Source organism: Aquimarina sp. I32.4, from assembly GCF_002924285.1.
Taxonomy (GTDB): Bacteria; Bacteroidota; Bacteroidia; order Flavobacteriales; family Flavobacteriaceae; genus Aquimarina.
Genome location: NZ_PGUB01000039.1, coordinates 14,297 through 36,045, shown reverse-complemented (window position 1 = coordinate 36,045; position 21,749 = coordinate 14,297). Strand labels below are relative to the sequence as shown.

Sequence of the window (21,749 nt, the reverse complement as noted above, 5' to 3'; positions counted from 1 at the left end):
GATCAAAGAAACATAATAATGGATAATTTTCAAATAGAAACAGCTCAAAATGTTAGTATACAGCAAAACGTTGCAGGAATAGGAGAACGTATTCTGGCATATCTTATTGATCTTTCGGTAATCATAGTTTATTTTATCATCATCATTTTTCTAAAAGAAATGTTGGGTGATAATAGAGGTGATCAATGGGCTTTTTGGATGACAATGGGGCTACCTCCGTTTTTATACTTTTTGATGTGGGAGACATTTTGGGACGGAAAAACACCTGGTAAAGCTACTATGAAAATAAAAGTTGCCAGATTAGACGGGTCAAGGCCTGCTTTTTCAAATTATTTAATAAGATGGTTACTTCATTTATTAGATGTTACTCTTGCATTTGGAGGGGTTGCTGTAGTTACTATTTTATTAAACGGAAGAGGCCAACGTTTAGGGGATATGGCGGCAGGAACTACAGTGATTAGCGAACGACAACGAGTACAGTTTCATCAAACCATTTTGGTAGATATTCCAGAAGACTATGTTGCTATATATCCGCAGGTAACTGTTTTTAATGACCAAGAAATGCGTAAGATAAAGGCGATCTATACAGATGCAAAACGGCATGCGGATCATACTATAATTCTCGAACTTTCTAAAAAAGTAAGCACTTTGATGGATGTAACTCCACAAGAAAAACCTTTACAGTTTGTAGGTAAAGTAATTGCAGATTATAACTATTATACGCAGAAGTTGTGATAGACTGTTTTATTTCTTAGTTACAGAGATATTTTTCTTAAAATTTGGTTAAAGCCACACAATAAAAGCATAAAATTATCTGTAAAATACTTAAAAATAGATTTTTACGGTAAAACCGTATTCGTGATATGCACAAAATGTTGTAACATTGTCTTGTTATTCGATTTAAATCTATCCTACCTAGAAATCGGATTTTCAAATAATTTTTTTGAATCAAAATCAATATTGTTGTACACTTTATGTTGTACCCATACCGTAGTTCCTATATGTAAAAAAAATAGGAAGGTAAAAGGCATAAAGTAGAAATGGAGAATTGATTTAATTATTAAATATTAAGAGAAAAACCGTTTCTGTAATAAGAATTAAATATTAAATACAAATCATTAATTTTTTAAAATCAAATTAGATATGAAAAAAATCATTTTAACTTTAGGAGTATTTTTAAGTGTATATGCGACATATGCGATAGGCAGTAGTAATCAATTGAGTGTTGAAGAGGATTCTTGTACGATGGATATACGGATTTATGATAATGAAGGACGACTTATGACTATATTGTGGGATCAACCTTGTTAAGATCAGCTAAAATCTTATAAGTTTCTTACAGGAACGGTTTTAATAAATTAGATAATTTTATAAATAAAAAAATAAATGAAAAAGTTATTGTTTTTAGTCTTTATACTTACAATAAATACTCATATTAATGCACAAAACCAAGTAAATGGTATTGTACAATATGATTTTATAATCAATAATCCAAATGGTGTTTCTTTTGCTAATCCGTACAAACTTTATTTTAATAATAATATATCTTTTTACATTAAGAATGGAGAAGGAAAACGTATAAGCGAAACGGATGAAAATACGATGTTGGTAAATGGTAGAATGGTTGAAGAAAAGGTTATAAAAAGTTCTTTGCCAAAGAATTATGTGTATACTAATTTGAGAGATAATGTGTTGATTTTTAGAGAGGGAATAAATCAAAAACTTTTTGTAGTGAATGATAGCCTTGCCAATATTAAATGGAAACTATTTACAGAAAATAAAAAAATAGGTAAATATACTTGTCAAAAGGCCGTTGGACTATATAGAGGAAGAGAATACATAGTTTGGTTTACTACTGAAATACCTGTGTCCCATGGTCCGTGGAAATTAAGAGGATTACCTGGGTTGATATTGGAGGTAACTGACAAGAAAAATAAATATGGTTTTAGAGCAACTCTTGTAGATTTAAGTCCAAACAAAAAAATAATTGACAAAAGACTTAAAGGACCTGAAGTTGAAAAAGTCTCTAGTATGGAAAAGTATATTGAAGCAATCAAAAATAAACAAAAGGATTTTGAAGCGATGTTAATGGCAACATCATCAGATAGGGATCTTAAGTTTAAACGTGATTGTGATGAATGCCCAAAAGCAGAAGACCTTAGTTTAGAAATTTTTAAATAATTATTATTTTGGATAAGGTATTAATTTATATTTTTTTAATTCTGCTTACTACATATAGAACATGTGCACAAAAAGAATTAACAGCAATTGTAGAATACAATAGAATTATAAATAATACTGCAGGGACTTCGTATGCTACTTTATATAGACTTTATTGTGATACTCAATCTTCTTTTTATGAGAGAATTGGAGAGGCACATAGAGTAACAAACAAAAAACAAGAAGGGGCAGAGCTACATGGTGAAATGATAACTGAAAGAGTTATAAAAAGTGGTTTACCACATGATTACTATTATACAAATGTCAAATCTGGAGATATTATATTCAGAGAAGCTATTGTAAGAAACTTATTTATAGTTCAAGATTATATTGAATCTATTTCATGGCAGTTACATTCTGAAAATAAGAAAATAGGAAAGTATAATTGCCAAAAAGCTACAACAAAGTATAGAGGACGGAAATATACAGCATGGTTTACATCTGAGATTCCTATATCTCATGGTCCTTGGAAATTAAGAGGTTTACCAGGTCTGATCCTTGAAGTGACTGAAGAAACTGGAAAATATGAGTTTCATGCTACAAAAATAAATTTGAAACCTGATATTAAAAAGATTCAAAATAAATTGAAAAAACCTGACACTAAAGGAATAGTGAAAATGGATACATATATTGAAGCATTAAGGAATAAAGCTAAAGATGAAAGAGCAATGATGATAGCGTCAATGCCTAGAGGAGCTAAATTATTAGAGAATTGTGATGAATGTCCTGATCCAAAAAATAGAAGCCTTGAGTTATATAATGATTAAGAATCAATTAATTAGTTCTAAATCTTAAAAATTTACAGAAATGGTTTTTTCTTTCAAAATCAAAAATGCAGTTCAGAGTTTTATCTTTATTTTTATAAATATAACTTTTGCCCAATCAGGTATTATTCACTACAATAAATTAATTACAAATGAATCCAAAGAGGTATGGGCTACACCACACGTACTTTATTTTAATAATAATGAATCATTCTATATAAGGACTGATAGTGGAAAAAAATTAACAGAAGTAATCAAAGATGGAGAATTAGATAAATTTGGAAGGATTACATCATCAAATGTAATACCAAGTAAATTCAATGAATATTATTATATCAATAAAGAGAATAACGAAATCATATTCAAGGAAAAAGTGGTGGAGAAAACTTATAAAATCAAAAATAAATTAGAATCTATTAATTGGGTTTTACTTGACGAAAAAAAGGAAATTGATGGTTTCACTTGTCAGAAGGCTACCGCTATATTTAGAGGGAGAGATTATACAGCTTGGTTTACAATTGAAATTCCTGTTGATATTGGTCCTTGGAAACTTAGAGGTCTTCCTGGGTTGATAATGGATGTTTCAGAAAGTACAGGTAAATTTAGATTTCGGGTCTCAAAAATTGATTTAAATCCTGATGAAAGCATTATTAAAGAACAATTAAAAAAGCCTGATATAAAAAAGGTTAAGAATTTTGAGGTATATAAGAATGCTATAAAAAATGCATTTGATGATCAAATGTCAATTGCTCGAACCCGCATGCCAAAGGGAGCTACGCTATTATTTAAAGGCCCAGATTGTGATCATTGCCCTGATCCTAAGAATTATACTTTAGAACGATTTGAATAGTTATTAAGTAAAATGAAAAATCTAATACTAGTCATAGCTTTTTTAACCTTTAATTATACGGTTAATGCTCAAAAAGAAATTATCGGTATTGTAGAATACCAAAATATAGTCAATAATGAAAACGGTGTTTCTTTTGCAACTCCTTATAAATTACATTTTAATAGTACTATTTCTTTGTATACAAGAGAAGGAAAAGGAGAGCAAATAAAAAACAAAGAATCCGAAAACAAAATAGAAGGAGGGGGAACTATTTCTGAGCATAAAATAATGAAAAGTAGTACTCCTATGGCTTACTATTATACTAATAATAGTGCGAGTGAGTTAATTTTTAGAGAAACCATAGTTGATAAACTTTATGAGGTAGAGGATAGTATTGAGTCTATATCTTGGAAATTACATTCAAAACATAAAAAAATAGGAATGTATTCTTGTCAAAAAGCTACAGCAAAGTATAGAGGACGGGAATATACAGTATGGTTTACATCTGAGATCCCTATATCTCATGGTCCATGGAAATTAAGAGGATTACCTGGTCTGATCCTTGAAGTGACTGAAGAAACTGGTAAATTTGAATTTAGAGCTATTAAAATAGATGTACAACCTGATAGAAAAGAGGTTCTTGAAAAACTTAATAAACCAGTAATAAACAAAATTACAGATATGACAACCTACAAAAAAGTACTTGAAAACAAATTTGAAGAAACTGTAGCTAAACTTAAAGCATCCTTACCAAGAGGAACAAAGTTAGTGACAGATTGTGATGTCTGCCCCGATCCAAAAAATCATAGTTTAGAACGATTTAAGTAAGAAGTATATTGTTTATGATATAAATTTAAATTATTGTAGTTTGTTGATATTTATTTTGTTGTGTGGTTTTTTTCTTGCAAGAATATTATGTCAGGAGCTATGTTGGTTAGTATTCTATACCTATCAAACTGTTAATACCCGCCTCTAAAATGCCTGATAATTAAGATGTAAGTGCGTAAGATAAAGGATATCTATACAGGTGTGAAACGGCATGCAGGTCATACTATAATTCTCGAATTTTCTAAAAAAGTAAGCGCTTTGATAGATGTAACTCTACAAGAAAAATCTTTACAATTTGTAGGTAAAGTAATTGCAGATTATAACTATTATACGCAAAAGCTGTGATACACTGTTTTATTTCTTAGTTACAGAGATATTTTTCTTAAAATTCGGTTAAAGTTGTGTAATGAAACCATAAATATTACTTATAAAATACTTAAAAATAGATTTTTACGGTAAAGCCGTATTTAGGGTGTGCGCAAAATGTTGTAACATTGTCTTGTTATTCGATTTAAATCTATCCTACCTAGAAATCGGATTTTCAAATAATTTTTTTGAATCAAAATCAATACTGTTGTACACTTTATGTTGTACCCATATCATAGTTCCTATATGTGAAAAAAATAGGAAGGTAATAGGCATAAAGTAGAAATGGAGAATTGATTTAATTATTAAATATTAAGAGAAAAACCGTTTCTGTAATAAGAATTAAATATTAAATACAAATCATTAATTTTTTTAAATCAAATTAGATATGAAAAAAATCATTTTAACTTTAGGAGTATTTTTAAGTATATATGCGACATATGCGATGAATTCAGATATTGAAATAAACAAAGAAGATGAAAACAGTGTTAAAGAAGTTGTTTTAGAAGAAGACTCATGTCAGAGAGTAGTGTATCATTATAATGAGGATAATACATTAAGTTATGTTTCTGTTCATATATGTTAACATAAACAATTAAATTTTTTATAGAAACGGTTTTAATATAAATAATCTTATATAAAATAAATGAAAAACCTAATATTAGTCATAGCTTTTTTTATCTTTAATCATACAGTTAATGCTCAAAAAGAAATTATCGGTATTGTAGAATACCAAAATATAGTCAATAATGAAAACGGTGTTTCTTTTGCAACTCCTTACAAATTACATTTTAATAGTACTATTTCTTTATATACAAGAGAAGGAAAAGGAGAGCAAATAAAAAATAAACAATCAGAAACAAGAGAAGGAGGGGGTACTATTTCTGAGCATAAAGTCATGAAAAGTAGTTCTCCGTCAGCTTATTACTACACAAATAATAGAACCAATGAGTTAATTTTTAGGGAAACAATTGTTGGGAAGCTTTATGTTGTTGAAGATAGTATTGAAACTATTCAATGGCAGTTACATCCTGGAAATAAAAAAATAGGAATGTATTCTTGTCAAAAAGCTATAGCAAAGTATAGAGGACGGGAATATACAGTATGGTTTACATCAGAAATTCCTGTTTCTCATGGTCCTTGGAAATTAAGAGGATTACCTGGTCTGATCCTTGAAGTGACTGAAGAAACTGGTAAATTTGAATTTAGAGCAATTAAAATAAACTTACAACCAGAAAGCAAGATAGTTCAGGAGAAACTTAAAAAACCAACCCTAAACAAAATTACTGATATGACAACTTATAAAAAAGTACTTAAAAATAAACATAAAGATACCATGGCAAAGGCTATAGCTTCTTTACCTAGAGGAGCAAAATTACTGACAGATTGTGATGTCTGTCCTGATCCAAAAAATAATAGTTTAGAGCGATTTGAATAGTTTATAGTTAAGGCTTACATACTTTGAAGAAAATAAATTCCTTATCATATTACAGTTGCCTAATATTATTACTATTAGGCAATTTTTTATGTGCACAATCTACAATTTCGGGTATTGTAACAGATACTGTGTCAAATCCTATTGTATCTGCCAATGTGTTTTTAAAACAAAAAGATTCTCAATCGATTATTGCTTTTGCATATACCAATCAAAAAGGATATTATGTCTTACAGTCAGATATTGTAGGAGAAGTAAACTTAAGTTTTTCGGGTTTGGGGTATGCTACAAAAGATATTGAGATGAAGTTAGAAGGGGCTACGACAGTAAAAAAAGATATGATTTTATATGCAACTTCGTATGAATTAGATGAAATAGTCATACAGTCAGAGAGAGCAATCACCGAAAAAAAAGATACAATCGTTTTTAATGCTTCCTCTTTTAAACAAGGAGAAGAAACAGTAGTTCAAGATTTACTTAAAAAATTACCAGGAGTAGATGTCACAGAAACAGGAACAATAAAAGTGGATGGTAGAGAGGTAGAAAAGGTAATGATAGAGGGAGATGACTTCTTCAAAAAGGGATATAAGCTAATGACTAAAAACCTAGATGTAAATGCTGTAGACAAAGTTGAAGTATTAAGGAGGTATTCAAATAACAAATTACTTAAAGGAATTGAAGAAAGTGAAAAAGTAGCCTTAAACCTTACATTGGATGAAAATTTTAAAAGAGCATGGTTTGGTACAATCTCGCCTGGTTATGGTGTAGTTTCAGAAAATAGATACGATGTAGATGCTACTATTTCCAATTTTGGTAAGAAAAACAAATATTTTTTATTAGGAAGCCTTAATAATACTGGAGAAGATGTAACCAATGATGTACGAGGGCTTATTGAGGCACAAAACTATATTGAGGAACCAGGCAGTATAGGAGAAGACCAAAGAGCATCTGAATTGATATCCTTGAACTCCTATGTTCCTGGATTAAAGAAAAGCAGGACTAATTTTAATGATGCAGAATTAGTTTCTTTAAACTCTATTTTTAAACTATCACCTAAAATTGATTTAAAAGTATTGGGAATTTTTAATTCTGATGATAACAGGTTTTTTAAGGATGGATTTGATACTTTCTTTCTTAATACCACCGAATTTACCAATACAGAGAATTATATATTAGGTAGCTCTACAACTGTTGGATTAGGAAGAGTTGAGCTTAACTATGATATCTCTAATACCAAAATGCTAGAGTATGAGGGCAAATATAATAGATCATTGATTGATACAGAGTCACAATTGTTGTTTAATACTATAGAAAACACAGAGAACTTAGAAGATAAAAATGAACTACATGATCATATGATCAAATACAGCAATAGGTTTAAAGAAAATAAGGTGTTATTGCTAACAGGAAGATATATCAATGAGAAAAAACCTCAAAAATATACGACCAATCAATTTATATTTGAAGAACTATTTCCGTCTGTTCAAGGGGTAGATAATATTGTACAGTTTAGTAAGAATGAACTTAATTATGCTGGTATTAAAGCTCATATACTGGATAGAAAAAAGAATAAAGATGTATTAGATTTTGGTGTTGGCTATGAGTTTAGAGAAGATAAATTGTTTTCAGATTTTTTTCTAAAAGAAAATCAAACCATCATTCTTAATCCAAAAGGTTATAAGAATAGCATTAACTATACGACACATGATCTGTATTTCAGTTCTGGTTATAGAAAAAAGTTGAAAGATGTTAGTATAGCTCTAAGTATAGAAGGGCATCAGTTGTTTAATGTTTTAAGTAAAGCTAGTCGGGAGCGAAAAGAATCTCCCTTTTTGATGAATTCAAAATTAGATTTCAATTGGGAAATTAATAAGGCAAATAGAGTCTTTGCTTTTGCAGAGAATACAAATTCTAATGCTCGTGTATCAGATGTGTATAATGAGTATGTACTTACAGGTTATAGGAATTTTTCGAGAGGGACAGGAGAGTTTAATCAACTTAATTCTACAAGAATATTTGCTGGATATAATCTGGGTAATTTTGGAGATAGGTTCGTTGCAAATATTGCATTGTCATACATCAAAGACAATGACTTTTTGAGTACTAATTCTGTAATAGCACAAAATTTTATACAAACAACGCAATTAATTATTCCTGATAGAGAGTTTTATAGTGTAAATGCAGGTTTGGATCGCTATTTAAGATTTGTAAGGAATAATATTAAAGTTAAACTAGCTTATTCTAAATCAGAATTTGATAATATAGTGAACACTACTAATTTGAGATCTGTAGAGAACAAAAATTATAAATATGGTTTTGAAGTAAGATCAGGTTTTAGAGGGATTTTTAATTATCATTTTGGAACGACTTGGGATATAACAGAAATTGAGACAACCGCTACAGCTAATACAGCAACACAAAACACATCGTTTCTTGATCTTTCATTTGTATTAAGTTCCAGATTAAATCTACAACTACAATCAGAACAGTATCATTTTAGTAATATAGAGAATGCAGATAGTGCTTATTATTTTATAGATTTTGAAATAAATTATACCCCTAAACATAAAAATCTGAGCTTTTCTTTGGTTGGTAATAATTTATTAGACACCCAAGTGTTTAGGAATTACTCTGTAAATGATACGCATATCTCAAGTACAGAATATAAACTATTACCCAGATATGTACTACTTAAAGCTAGTTATAGGTTCTAGGTATATAATTACCTAATCACTTCTGCTTTTATAAAAATATTTTCTTTTGGCCATTCGCTACTATCAGTAGGTACATTAGATATTTTATCAGCGATCTTCATTCCTTTTATTACTTTTCCAAAAATAGTATGTTCTCCATCAAGATGAGGTGCTCCTTCTTTGGCAATTACAATAAAAAACTCATAGGGGGTAGATCTATTTGATGGGTTGTCTATCCATTGCTTAGATAGTGCAACGGCGCTCCTAACATGTTTTAAACCTTTTACAGGTTCTTGGGGGATGGTGTATTTTCCAATTTCAAAACGTTTTACAGCCATCTCCTGACGGTCACTATTACCTCCTTGTATTACAAACCCCTTAGCAACTCTATAAAAAAAAGTTTCGTCAAAATATTTTTCCTTAACCAGATAAATAAAATTGGCTCTATGTATGGGAGTTTCTTTATAGAGTTGTATATGAATATCACCATATCTAGTAGTCACTTTTACCAAGGTTTCTGGATTTTTTTGGCCATATGCAGTCATAAACTCAATAAGGTTTTCATTTGTGAGTTTAAAAGGCGCTTTGTCTATTTCTTTTTGCAGAGAGGTGTTTATGTCTATAGTTGTCGATATAGAATCACTTTTTTGTGTTTTGATAGTAGTAACAGAAACAGTGTCTTTATTTATTTCAGGACTCTGTTTATTTTTTTTAGAATGTGTATCTTCACAATTAGAGAAAATGATGCTAAATAAACAAAAACATAAAATTGATTTGGTAAATGACATTTGAAACATTTAAAAATTTGATTCCAAAAATAAAGAAAATGTCAGTACCGGGAGAGGCCTCCCATTTTATTATGACTCCTGAGGCTCGATCACGAGAGTTAAAGAGTTTGAAAATAGAGGAGAATACTGCCCGTAATGCTGCCGTAATGATGCTTTTTTATCCAAAGAATGTGGTAACTCATCTGGTATTAATTTTAAGACCGGAATATGAGGGTGTACATTCTGGGCAGATTGCTTTGCCAGGAGGTAAGGCAGAAACTTTTGATCAAAATTATACAGCAACAGCATTGAGAGAAACTCAGGAAGAGGTAGGAGTACACACAGATACAGTTACAGTAATAAAATCGATGACAAAAGTATATATTCCACCTTCTAATTTTTGGGTGCATCCATTTTTGGGGTTTACAGATAGTAGACCAAACTTTGTGCCTCAAAAAGAAGAGGTAGCAAAAGTGATTGAAGTACCATTGACAGAATTATTGGATGATGGTAATGTAACTTCTCAAAAATTGACTACTTCTTATGCAAAAAATATAGAGGTACCTTCCTTTGAATTAAACGGTTATGTGGTGTGGGGAGCAACTGCCATGATGTTAAGTGAGCTTAAAATGCTTTTAAAGACATCAATAGCATTATGATTTTGTATATTTGGCATTCTTAATAAAAATGAGTTTTCAAGTATATGGGACTGTTTAAAAGAAATCCATTTGGACATGTATTATTTCTGAAAAAATGGCTCATCCGGATCATGGGAGGGTTAACGCATAGGCGTTATAGAGGTTTTAATGAACTACAGATAGAAGGAAGTGAAGTTTTTAGAAATCTTCCTGATAATAATGTGTTGTTTGTTTCTAACCATCAAACATATTTTGCAGATGTAGTAGCGATGTTTCATGTGTTTAATGCAAGTTTAAGTGGCCGTACAGATTCTATTAAAAATGTAGGATATTTATGGCAACCAAAGCTTAACTTGTATTATGTTGCAGCAAAAGAGACAATGAGAGCTGGATTACTGGCAAGGATATTAGCATATGCTGGAGCAATAACTGTAGAGCGTACTTGGAGGTCTAAGGGAAAAGAGATCAATCGTCAGGTAAAGATGAGTGATATCACCAATATTTCTAGAGCTTTAGAAGATGGATGGGTGATTACTTTTCCGCAAGGGACTACCAAACCTTTTAAACCTATCAGAAAAGGAACTGCACATATTATTAGAAAATATAAGCCTATAGTAATTCCAATAGTTATAGATGGATTTAGAAGATCTTTTGATAAAAAAGGAATTAGAATCAAAAAAAGAGGAATTCTACAATCAATGGTAATCAAAGAACCTTTGAAGATTGATTATGAGAATGATTCTATAGATGATATAGTAAGCCAACTAGAACATGCTATAGAGCAACACTCGTCTTTTCTTAAAGTAATTCCACAAAAAGAACTAGAAGCAGAAGAAGAGTTGAATAAGAAAAGACAGTGGGAATACTAGATATATAATGAGTTCATCATTTATATTTAGAAACCTCCAGACTCATTATTATTCTAACCATAGTTTAAAATCTTTTACACGTTCTCTTGCTACAATAATTTCTTGATCACTGAAATGATTCAACTTTATTTGTAATCGTGAATTTGTATATGAAATAATATCTTTTATAGCATTGATATTTATGTAAAACTTTCTGCTAGTTCTAAAAAACTGTTGAGGGTTTAGTTCCTCTTCCAGAGATTCTAGGGTGGTATCAATCAAATAATTTCTATTATCAGTTGTATATAGATATGTTCCTTTATTTTCAGAATAAAAACATTCTATATCTTGAACTGTAAATATTTTTAGGTGTTGCCCAACCTTGGCGGTAAATCGCTTTTTATAAACTCGATCAATTGGGTTTATTAATAGTTTTTTGATATCATCAAAATCTATCTGAAGTTGCTGTTTTTTTGGGAATTGCTCTTTATACTTTTGTACCGCGATTTCTAATTCTTCATCATCTATAGGTTTTAATAGATAGTCAATGCTATTTAACTTAAAAGCTTTCAGGGCATATTCGTCATAAGCTGTGGTAAAGATGATAGCACTTTTGATAGTTATTGTATCAAAAATTTCAAAAGATAAACCATCACTCAGTTGTATATCTAGAAAAATAAGATCAGGATGCTCATTATTACTAAACCATTCTATAGACTCTTTTACAGAATGTAGCATTGTATGCACATGTATATCAAGTTCGCTGAGCATTCTACTTAAACGTCTAGCAGCAGGTTTTTCATCTTCAATAATTATAACATTCATTTGTTTGGTATAGGTTAAGGTTTGTTTTTATGTTCAAATAACAGATTTTTTTAATTATTCCCACAATTGTTTTTGATCATCTTTTTCTTCATCCATATACTCTCTGATTTTACGTTCTTCCCAGTCTTCATTAAACATAGGATTAATTCTATAGGCTTTCATCGCATGAAAAGCAATTCCGATTCCCCATCCAAAAGCAGCCCATAGAAACCAAGTATGACTCCATTGGTTTTGGTAGTAGTTTATTCCAGCAAGAAAGCTTATTACAAGAATATATGAGAGGAGGTTGTTATAGAATTTCTTTAGTATTTCTACACGGGTTTTAGCTTTTTCGTATCTTTTTTGTTCGTCTAAATCTTTCATGATTTTTTATATATATTAATTATTAATATGTTATTTTTTTTCTTGATAAGAATTGAATTTAGTCTTATTTCTAAAAATCATCCTCATCCATTAATTCTTTAATCTTGCGTTCTTCCCATTCTTTACTAAAAATGGTTTTTGAAAAGAAGGCGTTTTTTCTAAAGGTTCGTAATCCATGGATTGCTAGACCGATTCCCCATAATACTGGTGTAATAAATAAATTCCAGTCTAACCATTCTGTGAAATTCTGATCAGTAGTGATTCTATCCGTTCCCATATTCACCACAAAGATTACTATATTGATAATAATGTAAACAATAAGGTGGTTGTAAAATCTTTTTTCATCTTCTACTCGTTTTTTTGCTTTATTATATCGATTTTGTTCTGTTTTAGGGTCATTCATCATTAGTCATGTTTAGAATTGTTCATGTATTTTTGAATTTTCTTTTTCTCCCAATCTTTGCCAAGTATGTGAAAATTAAATGCATCAGAGGCATGAAAGATGAGTCCGATTCCCCACCCAATCATTGGGAATAAAAACCATGGTATGCTGAATCCTGTTGTCTTGTAATTAACAAATACAAGAAATGGTATAATAATACAGTATGAGAGTAGACTACCGTAGAAATCTTTGATTTTTTTTACGCGATCTTTTGCTCTTTTATATTTTATTTTTTTTATAGATTCTATGTCTTGAGAAATTGTCATATCAATTGCTTTTACTTGTTTTGTTAATATTGGTAACTCTGCGATAAAAGTATTTTCTGTCTTGTATACAGAGAATTCTCTTTTTGTCAACAATGCGTACCGCTGTTGTATATTACCTAATCCAACACCGCTACTTTGTTTTATAACTTCTTTGGGCTGTAGGTTGTTCTCAACTATAAGAAATCCATCTTTTTCATAAATTTTGATATGTAGTGGCATTTCAGGCATTACAATATTATGCTTTACTGTGTTTTCTAGTAAAATTTGTAATGATAGTGGTACTACTTTGGCTTCTGGGTTAACTACTTGTTTTGGAGCATCAAACACAATACTATCTTCAAAACGTAACTGTAGGAGCATCATGTAGGTTCTTGCAAACTTTAACTCTTCATCTACAGTGATCAATTCTTTATCTTTTTGTTCCAACACATAGCGATACACTTTTGATAAAGAAGTGGTGAATTTTTGTGCCATCCTTGGGTTTTCTTCTATCAAAGAAGTAAGAACATTGAGGCTGTTGAATAAAAAATGAGGGTCTAATTGGTTTTTTAGTGCTGCAAATTTTGCAGAGGCTGTTCCTGCTATTATCTTTTGTTCTGTAACCTTTTTTTCCTGTAAAGCTTTATAAAAATGTACGGTGTGAAGGAAAAGAGAAACAATGATAGTGAGTAGCAACGGGAACAGGTATTCTTTTATGGATTGATCTGCTATAAACTCTTCACTAGTTTGATTTTTGAATACAATAACAGTAAGTGTAAAATTACATAGTATATACCCAATCATTGTTAAGACAATAGACCCTCCTGCACCTATAAGAACTCTTTGTAAGCCACGGTTTTTCCATTCGAATTTATGATTGATGATATCGAAATATAAAAAATTGAGATACGCCAAAAAGAAACAGTATGTGTATGAGATCATCCACCATTTTATAGAGAGAATTTCTTCAAAATTAAATCCATTTGATACTAAGGTAATCAATGCAATTACGATAGAAATTATCAAGGATATAGAAACTGTTTTTTTTAAGTTCTTCATTAGGAGTTATTTTATAAAACTATCTTCAGGGTTGATTTTAGATGTTTTTTACTCTTTTCTACAATTTTCCTGAATTGATGATAATTGCTCCTTACCCCAATGCGGATAAAAAGGCATATCATGAGATTCGTTTTCAAAGTACAATATAGCTTTTTCTATCTCAGGGCAAAAAGCTTTAGGGTCTTTGCCAAAGAATTTTGCACTCCCCATTTTCCATTGCGCATGGTTTAAAGTAGCTCTTGGGTTTTTGGGTTCCAATACTTTGGCATCTTGGTATAGTTGCTCAATTTTGGCGGATAATGTCATCCCGTATACAGAAGGGTTGTAGGATACATATGCAGTGTTGAGCATTGCTTCCATAATTAATACTTCTGCATTGTTATTGGTAATAGTGTTTACTTTATTTAGATATTCCTGTGCTTTTTTTAATCTAGATTCTATTGCTTCTGCTTCTTTTAATCTAAAGGTTGTAAAAATATGAACCTGAGCGGCATAATAGTATGGTAGCCAGTTTTCTTTTTCAACTTTAGCAATACGTTCAAAAAGATGAATTGCCTCGTTTGGTTTTTTATCTTTCCATAACTCAAAAGCTTTAGACATTCCTTTCTCATAAGATGAAGGTGTCTGCGAATTAATAAGTGAGAGTGTAAAAAAGGTGATTAGAAGTGCTAATGTTTTCATAGTTGTAGTTGTTTTTATAATTATAATGTAAATATCTCCTGATTTCTGTTGATTATGAATTAAGAATTACTCAAGTGTAATTTTATAAGGATGAACTGTAAATCTGGTTTACAACCTTTTTTCAGATAAGATGTATTAACTTATAAATTATCTAATTGGTTGTCTGATTTATCATCACTAATAGTCCAAAAGAATCCGATAATAAAAAAGCGATCAGCATTTGGGCGTATTGCTCGTCTATTGAAATTTCCTTGGGTATTAGGAGTATTCGAGTATTGATAATTAAACACATTATTAGATCCCAATACATTTGAAACTGATAGGTAAAGAATTTTTTGTTGGCTAATAAGATATGCCCAGTTTAGGTTGAGAGAATTATAGGTGCGTGTTTTTTGATTCTGAAATATGGATTGATTGGGGTCATTGTAGGGTCGTCCTGAAGCAAAATTATAGGTTGTACCTATCATAGATTTCCAGTTCTCTATCCAATATTTGGTAACAAGAGATACATTGTGTTTTGCTGCAAAATTCGGTGTTGCTTTTTCTGGATAATTCTTATAATCTCTTTGAGTATCTAGATAAGAATAACTTGCCCAATATTCAAAGTTTTTTATAGAGCTGTTGTCTCTCCAGAAAACATCTAATCCTGCCGCATATCCACTACCATTATTGTTATATAAACTAGTAAACTCTGGAGTGTTGGTATTGTATTTTATAAGTGCATCATATGATTTATAATAGGCTTCTGCTCTCAGAGTTCTTTTATTGTTTTGATATAAGTAATTAAATATATAATGAGAAGATTTTTCAGGCTCTAGTACCGAGGTATATTTTAATATGTTTTGTTGTGGATTTTGATAGAAATCACCGTAGGCTAATGATATCTGAGATTTTGATGAGGTTTTATAAGCTAGAGAAGCTCTGGGAGAAATTTTGGAATATGATAATAAGCTATTATGAACCCCTCTGGCTCCTAATTGCATAGCAAATTTTTTACTTAAAAATATATTGCCCTCTGTAAAAATAGCAGTACTGGTGTTGTCAAAAGTACTTCTGAAAGTATCCAAATTAGGAATTGACGCCTTTTCTGAAAAAGTGGTGATGAATTGTTCTGCACCCATATTTAGTTTGAACCTATTACTAAAACGTTTTCTAAGTTTTAGTTTAAAATGAAAACTATTCTCATTGTTATCTATAGGAGTATTTACAATTTTAATATCATTATGATCATTTGCAAAGCTAGCACCAGTAGTTATAGTCCAATCATTACCCAGATCACCTTTGTAAGAAGTATTGAGGTATAGGTTTCTGTTTTTTAGAGCAAAATTGATTCCTTCTGGGGTATCGATGTCTTCTTGAATCAGATCAAAGTTTGTATAATTGATTCCTCCGTATACCTTTAATAATCCGTTCTCAAATTTATGACGGTATACAGCCTCACCAGATAAAGATTCATAAGGCTTTATCCATTTCATACGTTGCGAAATAACTTCTTGATATGGTTTTAGATTAAGATAAAAAGCATTCACACTAAGTGAGCTTTTTTTCCAACGCTGAGTATTACCAATACCTAACCCTACATTGATAATTGAGATATCAGTTTTTTCCTGATTTGGCTCATCAATAGTATTTAACAATAGAACACTTGATAAGGCATTACCATATTCTGCAGAGTATCCTCCAGTAGAAAAGTTGGTTCCTTTAAAAAGAAAAGGCGAAAAACGACCTCGGGTAGGGACATTATTGGTAGTTGCATTAAAAGGTTGAAACACTTTGAGCCCGTCGATATATACATTTGCCTCACTAGCATCTCCACCACGTACAAAAAGTCTACCATCTTCTGCCACAGTAGAGGTGCCTGGTAATGTCTGGAAGGCACCTATGTAATCTCCTGCTGCACCAGCAGTAGTAACAATATCTATGGGAGTAAGTACAGCTGTTTTGCTGTTGTCTCCAGCAGAAAAAGTTCCTGCATTAAGAACAACACTACCAAGAGAGTTAACATCTTCTCGTAGTACAATTTTTAGATTTTGCATAGCAGCAACATCAGATACTAGTGTATATGTCTCAAAAGAGAGAAAAGAAATAAGTAATGTTTGTTCTCCTGTTTCTGTAGTAGTAAAAGAAAAAGATCCATTCTCTCCAGTAGACCCGCCATCATAAGTTTCGTTGAGGTATACATTGGCGCCAGGAATAGGAATTCCAGAAGAATCGGTTACATTTCCGCTAATTGTGGTTTGTGCATTCGTAGCTATAAAAAGAAATATAAAAGTAAAAGTAAGGAGTAATTTCATGAGTATATTGTTTTTTATTGACAGGTCAAAAATGTACTATGTACTGATAAAATAGAATTCAATTTTACCGAACTGTAGAATTTTAAGGACTAACTGTATTGTAGCTGTCTCATGATAATATGATGTTAAAAAAGATATCTCAAAAGGCTGGAAGTGCTGTGTTTGAGTAGAGGAATAATAAGGAGATGACTATGTTGTTGGTCTTAATAATACCAGTTCTGATTTAAATTTACTCATAAGAAAAATGATGGATTTTTGACTTAGATGAAAAGAGAATTCAAGCATAGCAGGGCTACGGCCGTGTTTTATTTTGAAATATTATACCAGTTATACTTTGAGTTTACTGTAAAAAGGAAATCAACTATTTTTTGTTTATGCAAAGAAGAAAAATTCAGCATAGCCATTAGCTACGGTTAATTTTTATTTTGAAGCATAGGCGAAAAAGAGAATTTTATTGCGGTAAATTCAAAGTGTAAATGGTATTAGACAAAAAGGCGCGGTTTTATCGAGTAAATTTAAGTTGGAAATGGTATAAATACATTGTCAGATTAAAAAAAGCAAGGAAAGTTGTATGTAATCTACTGAAATTAAGAAAATAAAACCCCCACTTACAATTTGATGTAGATGGGGTTACTTATTTATTATCTGGTCAATTTGGCGCTAAACCCGCTCTATTGTATCTTTTTTATTTTTGAATGACCGTACTATTAACCTGGCAGCTTTGTCATAGTTAATATAATTATATACCCAGTTAAAGAAGGTAACAAATCGATTTCTAAAACCTACTAGAAACCATAAATGAATAAACATCCACACGAACCAGGCAAAGAAACCTCCAAACTTAAAGTTCCCAATGTCAACTACAGCTTTGTTACGTCCGATAGTGGCCATTGACCCTTTGTCAAAATAAGAAAAAGGAATCATTGATTTACCTCTGATATGTCGTTTTAGATTTTTTGCTAGATGACCACCTTGTTGTATCGCTGGTTGAGCCACCATAGGATGTCCTTTTGGATAGTCTTTGGTTTGCATTACAGAAATGTCTCCAATAGCAAAAATAGTATCATATCCATCTATTTGATTAAATTCATTTACTTTATAGCGATTGGCTCTTGGAATTAAAGATTCAGCTTTTATACCTGTGACAGGAGCTCCTGTAACTCCAGCAGACCATATAAATGTAGCTGTTTTGAGCGATAAATCTGTAGTGGTAGTTACCAGGTTATTTTCATAATTTTTTACCTGAGTATTTGTGTGAATATGTACCCCAAGTTTTTTTAAAAATTTAGTTGCTTTTTCTGATGCGCGTTCACTCATTGGGGGGAGTACTCGAGGAGCGCCTTCTATCAAATGAATTTCCATGTCGTCAAAATCCATATCAGGATAATCCTTGGGGAGTACATTCAGTTTTAATTCAGCAATCCCACCCGCTAGCTCTACTCCTGTGGGGCCAGCTCCTGCAAGGACAAATCGTAACAACTCTTTTCTTTTTTCAAGATCTGTAGTGATAACAGCTTGCTCAAGATTTTCTAGCATCAAACTACGTAAATTTAATGCTTGCGGTAGATTTTTCATACGCATCGCATTATTTTCTATGGTAGTATTGCCAAAAAAATTGGTTCGAGCTCCTGTAGCTATAACCAAATAATCATACGAGACACTACCAATATTGGTGTGTACGAATTGAGTATCAGGGTCAATAGCGGTTACTTCTGCCATTCTAAAAAAAGTATTTTTACCTTTTTTTACAATTTTACGTAATGGATATGCTATAGAATCTGGCTCAAGAGAAGCAGTAGATACTTGATACAAAAGAGGTTGGAAAGTATGATAATTGTGCCTGTCTAATAATACCAGCTGAACATCTTCTTTAACCATTTTTCGAGCTAATGCAACTCCAGCAAAACCACCGCCTATGATAACCAATCTTGGCAAGTTAGTATAAGGTATATTCATAAGAAATATGTTGTTTTACAAAGATAAAACGATAAAGCAATATACCCTACAGATTCATTGTTTTTGTAACCTAAAAATGATACTTTTTATTTTTATTTGTAACAGATATACTTTTTTGACTACATATAAGATGTAACTAGCCAAAGTGAATAAAGAATTAGAACATAGTTTTGTAGCGAGTCTTGAGCAAAATCAGAATATTGTGCACAAGGTATGCCGTATTTATACCAGTGATAGCGATTCACATAATGATTTGTTTCAAGAAATAACGATACAGCTTTGGAAAGCATATCCTAAGTTTAGAGGAGACGCAAAATTTAGTACATGGATGTATAGAGTTGCATTAAATACAGCAATTACTTTATATAGAAAATCCAAGAGAGCTATCAAAACGTCAGATCTTGATACTGTAAATTTTAAGATAAAATTAGAAGAATATGACGATGAGGTAGAAGAGCAATTGAAATTGATGTATGCTGCAGTAAAGCAGTTGAATGATATAGAGAAAGCTTTGGTCTTTTTATACCTTGAAGATAAGTCATACAGAGAGATATCTGAGACAATGGGAATTAGTGAGGTAAATGCTCGGGTAAAGATGAACAGAGTAAAAACAAAATTGAAAAAAATATTAAATCCGTAATATTAATGGATGAATTAGAATTATTAAAGAAAAACTGGAAGAAGCAAGAAGATGTGCTTCCTAAATTGACATATCAACAAATATATCAAATGATATTAAAAAAATCTTCTTCTATTGTAAGGTGGATTTTTATTATTAGTATCCTAGAGTTTTTGTTGTGGGCCTCTTTAGATGTTGTATTTAGATTAAATGGAATGCATGCTAAACTTCAGAAAGGAAGTATAGAATCATTTGGCACCATAACCACTGTAGTATATTATAGTATTCTTATATATTTTATTGTTCGTTTTTATTTAAATTATAAAAAAATAGAAACAACTGATTCCGCAAAAGTATTGATGAATAACATTCTCAAAACTAGAAAGACGGTTCGGCACTATATATGGGTAAATATTGGTTTTTTTGCCTTTATAATGATGGCTACAGTTGGATATATTATCTTCTTTACAGATGAGTTTCAGAGTCAAGCATTAGGAAACCAACCTCCCGTTTGGCTTATTGTAGTGAGTACATTATTGATTACTCTAGTGTTTGTGGTATTAATCGCCTTATTTTATAGAGTGATTTATGGAATCTTCACTCGTAGGTTACAAAGAAATTATAAAGCTCTTGAAAAAATTGATTTATAAATAATAGACTACTTGTTTTCGTTGAATGCAGAAGGTAATAACTGAGGAATAAATTTAATCAAAATAGGAAGTAGAAGACTCCCACCTGGTAGAATAAAAATTGCAAGAGAAGGTACTGTTTTACAGATGTCTAATAATTGTTTTTTTACTTGTTGTTTTTCTTCTTTAGATAAATCTCGAGTGGTCGATTGCCCTAACAAAATCATCAGATCTTTACTCTCTGAGATTTCTTTAATTAATCGGTTTTTATTCCTTAAAATTAATATGCTTACCGTTTTAGATGTTTGTTGATAAAAATGTAAAGCAGGATGCGAATAGTTGAAAAATGAAATTTCTTCTTTGTAATCATTGATAAAAGAACGAACTAGGTATATAGATTCTTTGAGTATAGTTTTTGAAACCTCAAGTTTAGTACCTAAAGCATACATAAATCCTTGTTCATTTTTATCAAACTCTTCATCATTCCAAACTGCCATACTGGTAAGATCTAAAATATATTTCTTTTCAATTTCATCAGTATATGGATCTAATTCTATATAATCAAAACTAGTTTCTTCTTCATTAGAAATATTAGTATACCGTACAGATGAAGAAAATAATTTGACTAATAGTTTATCATATTTATCTTGCTCTTTTTTTGAATTTAAGGCAAGAAAAGCAGTGTTTGTTAAGGTTTCTTCTAATTTTGATGCATATCCAAAAGGATCTTTATCGTAGATCAAAAAATACTCAAATGCTAATACATCAATAAATAGTAAAGCATTGGTTAATAAATGACTAAAGTTCTTCTTAAAAATAGATTCATTTGTTTGTATACGAGCATGTATAATTTTTTCTAGCTTTTCATTATTATTAGAAGGAAGGATATTTCCAAAAGAAAAAATAGATTTTTTAGTATCCAAAAAGCTATAAAATTGTATCAAAGCTTCTATACAATCACTTTTTCCAGCATTTTCAATAGTATCATAATAAGTAACAACCAATGCAGTAAATAAATTAGTCTTTGTCTTTTCTTCTTCAGAATATATAATACCAGAGTTATTAATTATGATAGTATCAATAGAAGTACCATAGATAAAGCCTACTCGTCTTAGATGTAGATATAATTCATCGAGTGACCATTGTGGTAAATGCGAATTATCATCCAGATCTCGTAAAAATTTTTCTATCCAACCAGAAGTCGAAGGATTCATTAGCTATTTATTTGCTACAAAGTTAATTTTATTT

The 21,749-nt window shown here is 30.9% G+C and carries 23 protein-coding genes; 14 read left to right on the top strand and 9 right to left on the bottom strand.

All coding sequences use genetic code 11. The annotated features are described in order from the left end of the window. The first annotated feature begins 18 nt into the window (after positions 1–18). The 10 genes from CVD18_RS10735 (at position 19) to CVD18_RS10700 (ending at position 9,156) form a co-directional block, all read left to right on the top strand. The gene (locus tag CVD18_RS10735; protein ID WP_103865441.1) at positions 19–735 is read left to right on the top strand and encodes an RDD family protein; all 717 of its coding nucleotides are present in this window, start codon (positions 19–21) and stop codon (positions 733–735) included. A 408-nt stretch (positions 736–1,143) separates the two neighbouring features. Then, positions 1,144–1,311, top strand: a complete 168-nt coding sequence (locus tag CVD18_RS22575) for a hypothetical protein (protein ID WP_158250433.1) — start codon at positions 1,144–1,146, stop codon at positions 1,309–1,311. A gap of 75 nt (positions 1,312–1,386) precedes the next feature. Beyond that, positions 1,387–2,181 carry a GLPGLI family protein gene (locus CVD18_RS10730; RefSeq protein ID WP_103865440.1) on the top strand — a complete coding sequence of 265 codons (795 nt, stop codon included), beginning with the start codon at positions 1,387–1,389 and terminating at the stop codon, positions 2,179–2,181. An 8-nt stretch (positions 2,182–2,189) separates the two neighbouring features. After that, the gene (locus CVD18_RS10725; protein ID WP_158250432.1) at positions 2,190–2,987 is read left to right on the top strand and encodes a GLPGLI family protein; all 798 of its coding nucleotides are present in this window, start codon (positions 2,190–2,192) and stop codon (positions 2,985–2,987) included. A gap of 40 nt (positions 2,988–3,027) precedes the next feature. Beyond that, positions 3,028–3,834, top strand: a complete 807-nt coding sequence (locus CVD18_RS10720) for a GLPGLI family protein (protein ID WP_103865439.1) — start codon at positions 3,028–3,030, stop codon at positions 3,832–3,834. A gap of 12 nt (positions 3,835–3,846) precedes the next feature. Next, on the top strand, positions 3,847–4,641 hold the full coding sequence (locus CVD18_RS10715; protein WP_103865438.1) for a GLPGLI family protein: 795 nt from the start codon (positions 3,847–3,849) through the stop codon (positions 4,639–4,641). A 171-nt stretch (positions 4,642–4,812) separates the two neighbouring features. Further along, positions 4,813–4,986: a hypothetical protein gene (locus CVD18_RS22570; RefSeq protein WP_158250431.1), complete on the top strand. Its 174-nt coding sequence runs from the start codon at positions 4,813–4,815 to the stop codon at positions 4,984–4,986. A 466-nt stretch (positions 4,987–5,452) separates the two neighbouring features. Next, on the top strand, positions 5,453–5,593 hold the full coding sequence (locus CVD18_RS22565; RefSeq protein WP_158250430.1) for a hypothetical protein: 141 nt from the start codon (positions 5,453–5,455) through the stop codon (positions 5,591–5,593). A gap of 60 nt (positions 5,594–5,653) precedes the next feature. Further along, positions 5,654–6,445 (top strand): GLPGLI family protein, encoded by a 792-nt coding sequence (locus CVD18_RS10705; protein ID WP_103865436.1) that lies wholly within the window; start codon positions 5,654–5,656, stop codon positions 6,443–6,445. 23 nt (positions 6,446–6,468) lie between these two features. Continuing rightward, the gene (locus tag CVD18_RS10700) at positions 6,469–9,156 is read left to right on the top strand and encodes a carboxypeptidase-like regulatory domain-containing protein (RefSeq protein ID WP_103865435.1); all 2,688 of its coding nucleotides are present in this window, start codon (positions 6,469–6,471) and stop codon (positions 9,154–9,156) included. A gap of 8 nt (positions 9,157–9,164) precedes the next feature. Here CVD18_RS10700 and CVD18_RS10695 read toward each other — a convergent pair whose 3' ends face one another. Continuing rightward, positions 9,165–9,923 (bottom strand): peptidylprolyl isomerase, encoded by a 759-nt coding sequence (locus tag CVD18_RS10695; protein ID WP_103865448.1) that lies wholly within the window; start codon positions 9,921–9,923, stop codon positions 9,165–9,167. A gap of 38 nt (positions 9,924–9,961) precedes the next feature. Between CVD18_RS10695 and CVD18_RS10690 the strand changes: the two genes are divergently transcribed. Together CVD18_RS10690 and CVD18_RS10685 are read left to right on the top strand one after the other, a co-directional pair. Beyond that, a complete protein-coding gene (locus tag CVD18_RS10690; protein WP_233194524.1) occupies positions 9,962–10,561 on the top strand; it encodes a CoA pyrophosphatase in 600 nt (199 codons plus the stop codon). Positions 10,562–10,605: 44 nt separating this feature from the next. Continuing rightward, positions 10,606–11,409 (top strand): 1-acyl-sn-glycerol-3-phosphate acyltransferase, encoded by an 804-nt coding sequence (locus tag CVD18_RS10685; RefSeq protein WP_103865433.1) that lies wholly within the window; start codon positions 10,606–10,608, stop codon positions 11,407–11,409. Between the two features lie 48 nt (positions 11,410–11,457). On the opposite strand, the gene CVD18_RS10680 is transcribed toward CVD18_RS10685, so the two are convergent. From CVD18_RS10680 to CVD18_RS10650, 7 genes are all read right to left on the bottom strand, one after another. Then, complete coding sequence (locus tag CVD18_RS10680; protein ID WP_103865432.1) at positions 11,458–12,213, bottom strand: LytTR family DNA-binding domain-containing protein; 756 nt, start codon at positions 12,211–12,213, stop codon at positions 11,458–11,460. Positions 12,214–12,267: 54 nt separating this feature from the next. After that, entirely contained in the window at positions 12,268–12,576 is a 309-nt protein-coding gene (locus CVD18_RS10675) for a 2TM domain-containing protein (protein WP_103865431.1), read from the bottom strand. 70 nt (positions 12,577–12,646) lie between these two features. Then, on the bottom strand, positions 12,647–12,979 hold the full coding sequence (locus CVD18_RS10670; RefSeq protein ID WP_103865430.1) for a 2TM domain-containing protein: 333 nt from the start codon (positions 12,977–12,979) through the stop codon (positions 12,647–12,649). Positions 12,980–12,981: 2 nt separating this feature from the next. Further along, positions 12,982–14,322: a 2TM domain-containing protein gene (locus CVD18_RS10665; protein ID WP_103865429.1), complete on the bottom strand. Its 1,341-nt coding sequence runs from the start codon at positions 14,320–14,322 to the stop codon at positions 12,982–12,984. 48 nt (positions 14,323–14,370) lie between these two features. After that, a complete protein-coding gene (locus CVD18_RS10660) occupies positions 14,371–15,003 on the bottom strand; it encodes a hypothetical protein (RefSeq protein ID WP_103865428.1) in 633 nt (210 codons plus the stop codon). Positions 15,004–15,143: 140 nt separating this feature from the next. Beyond that, positions 15,144–17,297 (bottom strand): TonB-dependent receptor, encoded by a 2,154-nt coding sequence (locus CVD18_RS10655; RefSeq protein ID WP_103865427.1) that lies wholly within the window; start codon positions 17,295–17,297, stop codon positions 15,144–15,146. 660 nt (positions 17,298–17,957) lie between these two features. Beyond that, positions 17,958–19,253, bottom strand: a complete 1,296-nt coding sequence (locus CVD18_RS10650; RefSeq protein WP_103865426.1) for an NAD(P)/FAD-dependent oxidoreductase — start codon at positions 19,251–19,253, stop codon at positions 17,958–17,960. A gap of 145 nt (positions 19,254–19,398) precedes the next feature. On the opposite strand from CVD18_RS10650, the gene CVD18_RS10645 reads away from it, so the two are divergent. Next, positions 19,399–19,893, top strand: coding sequence for an RNA polymerase sigma factor (locus tag CVD18_RS10645; protein ID WP_103865425.1), 495 nt, complete (start codon positions 19,399–19,401; stop codon positions 19,891–19,893). Between the two features lie 5 nt (positions 19,894–19,898). Next, on the top strand, positions 19,899–20,522 hold the full coding sequence (locus CVD18_RS10640; RefSeq protein ID WP_103865424.1) for a hypothetical protein: 624 nt from the start codon (positions 19,899–19,901) through the stop codon (positions 20,520–20,522). 8 nt (positions 20,523–20,530) lie between these two features. Here CVD18_RS10640 and CVD18_RS10635 read toward each other — a convergent pair whose 3' ends face one another. After that, complete coding sequence (locus CVD18_RS10635; protein ID WP_103865423.1) at positions 20,531–21,715, bottom strand: LETM1-related biofilm-associated protein; 1,185 nt, start codon at positions 21,713–21,715, stop codon at positions 20,531–20,533. Positions 21,716–21,749 lie beyond the last annotated feature (34 nt).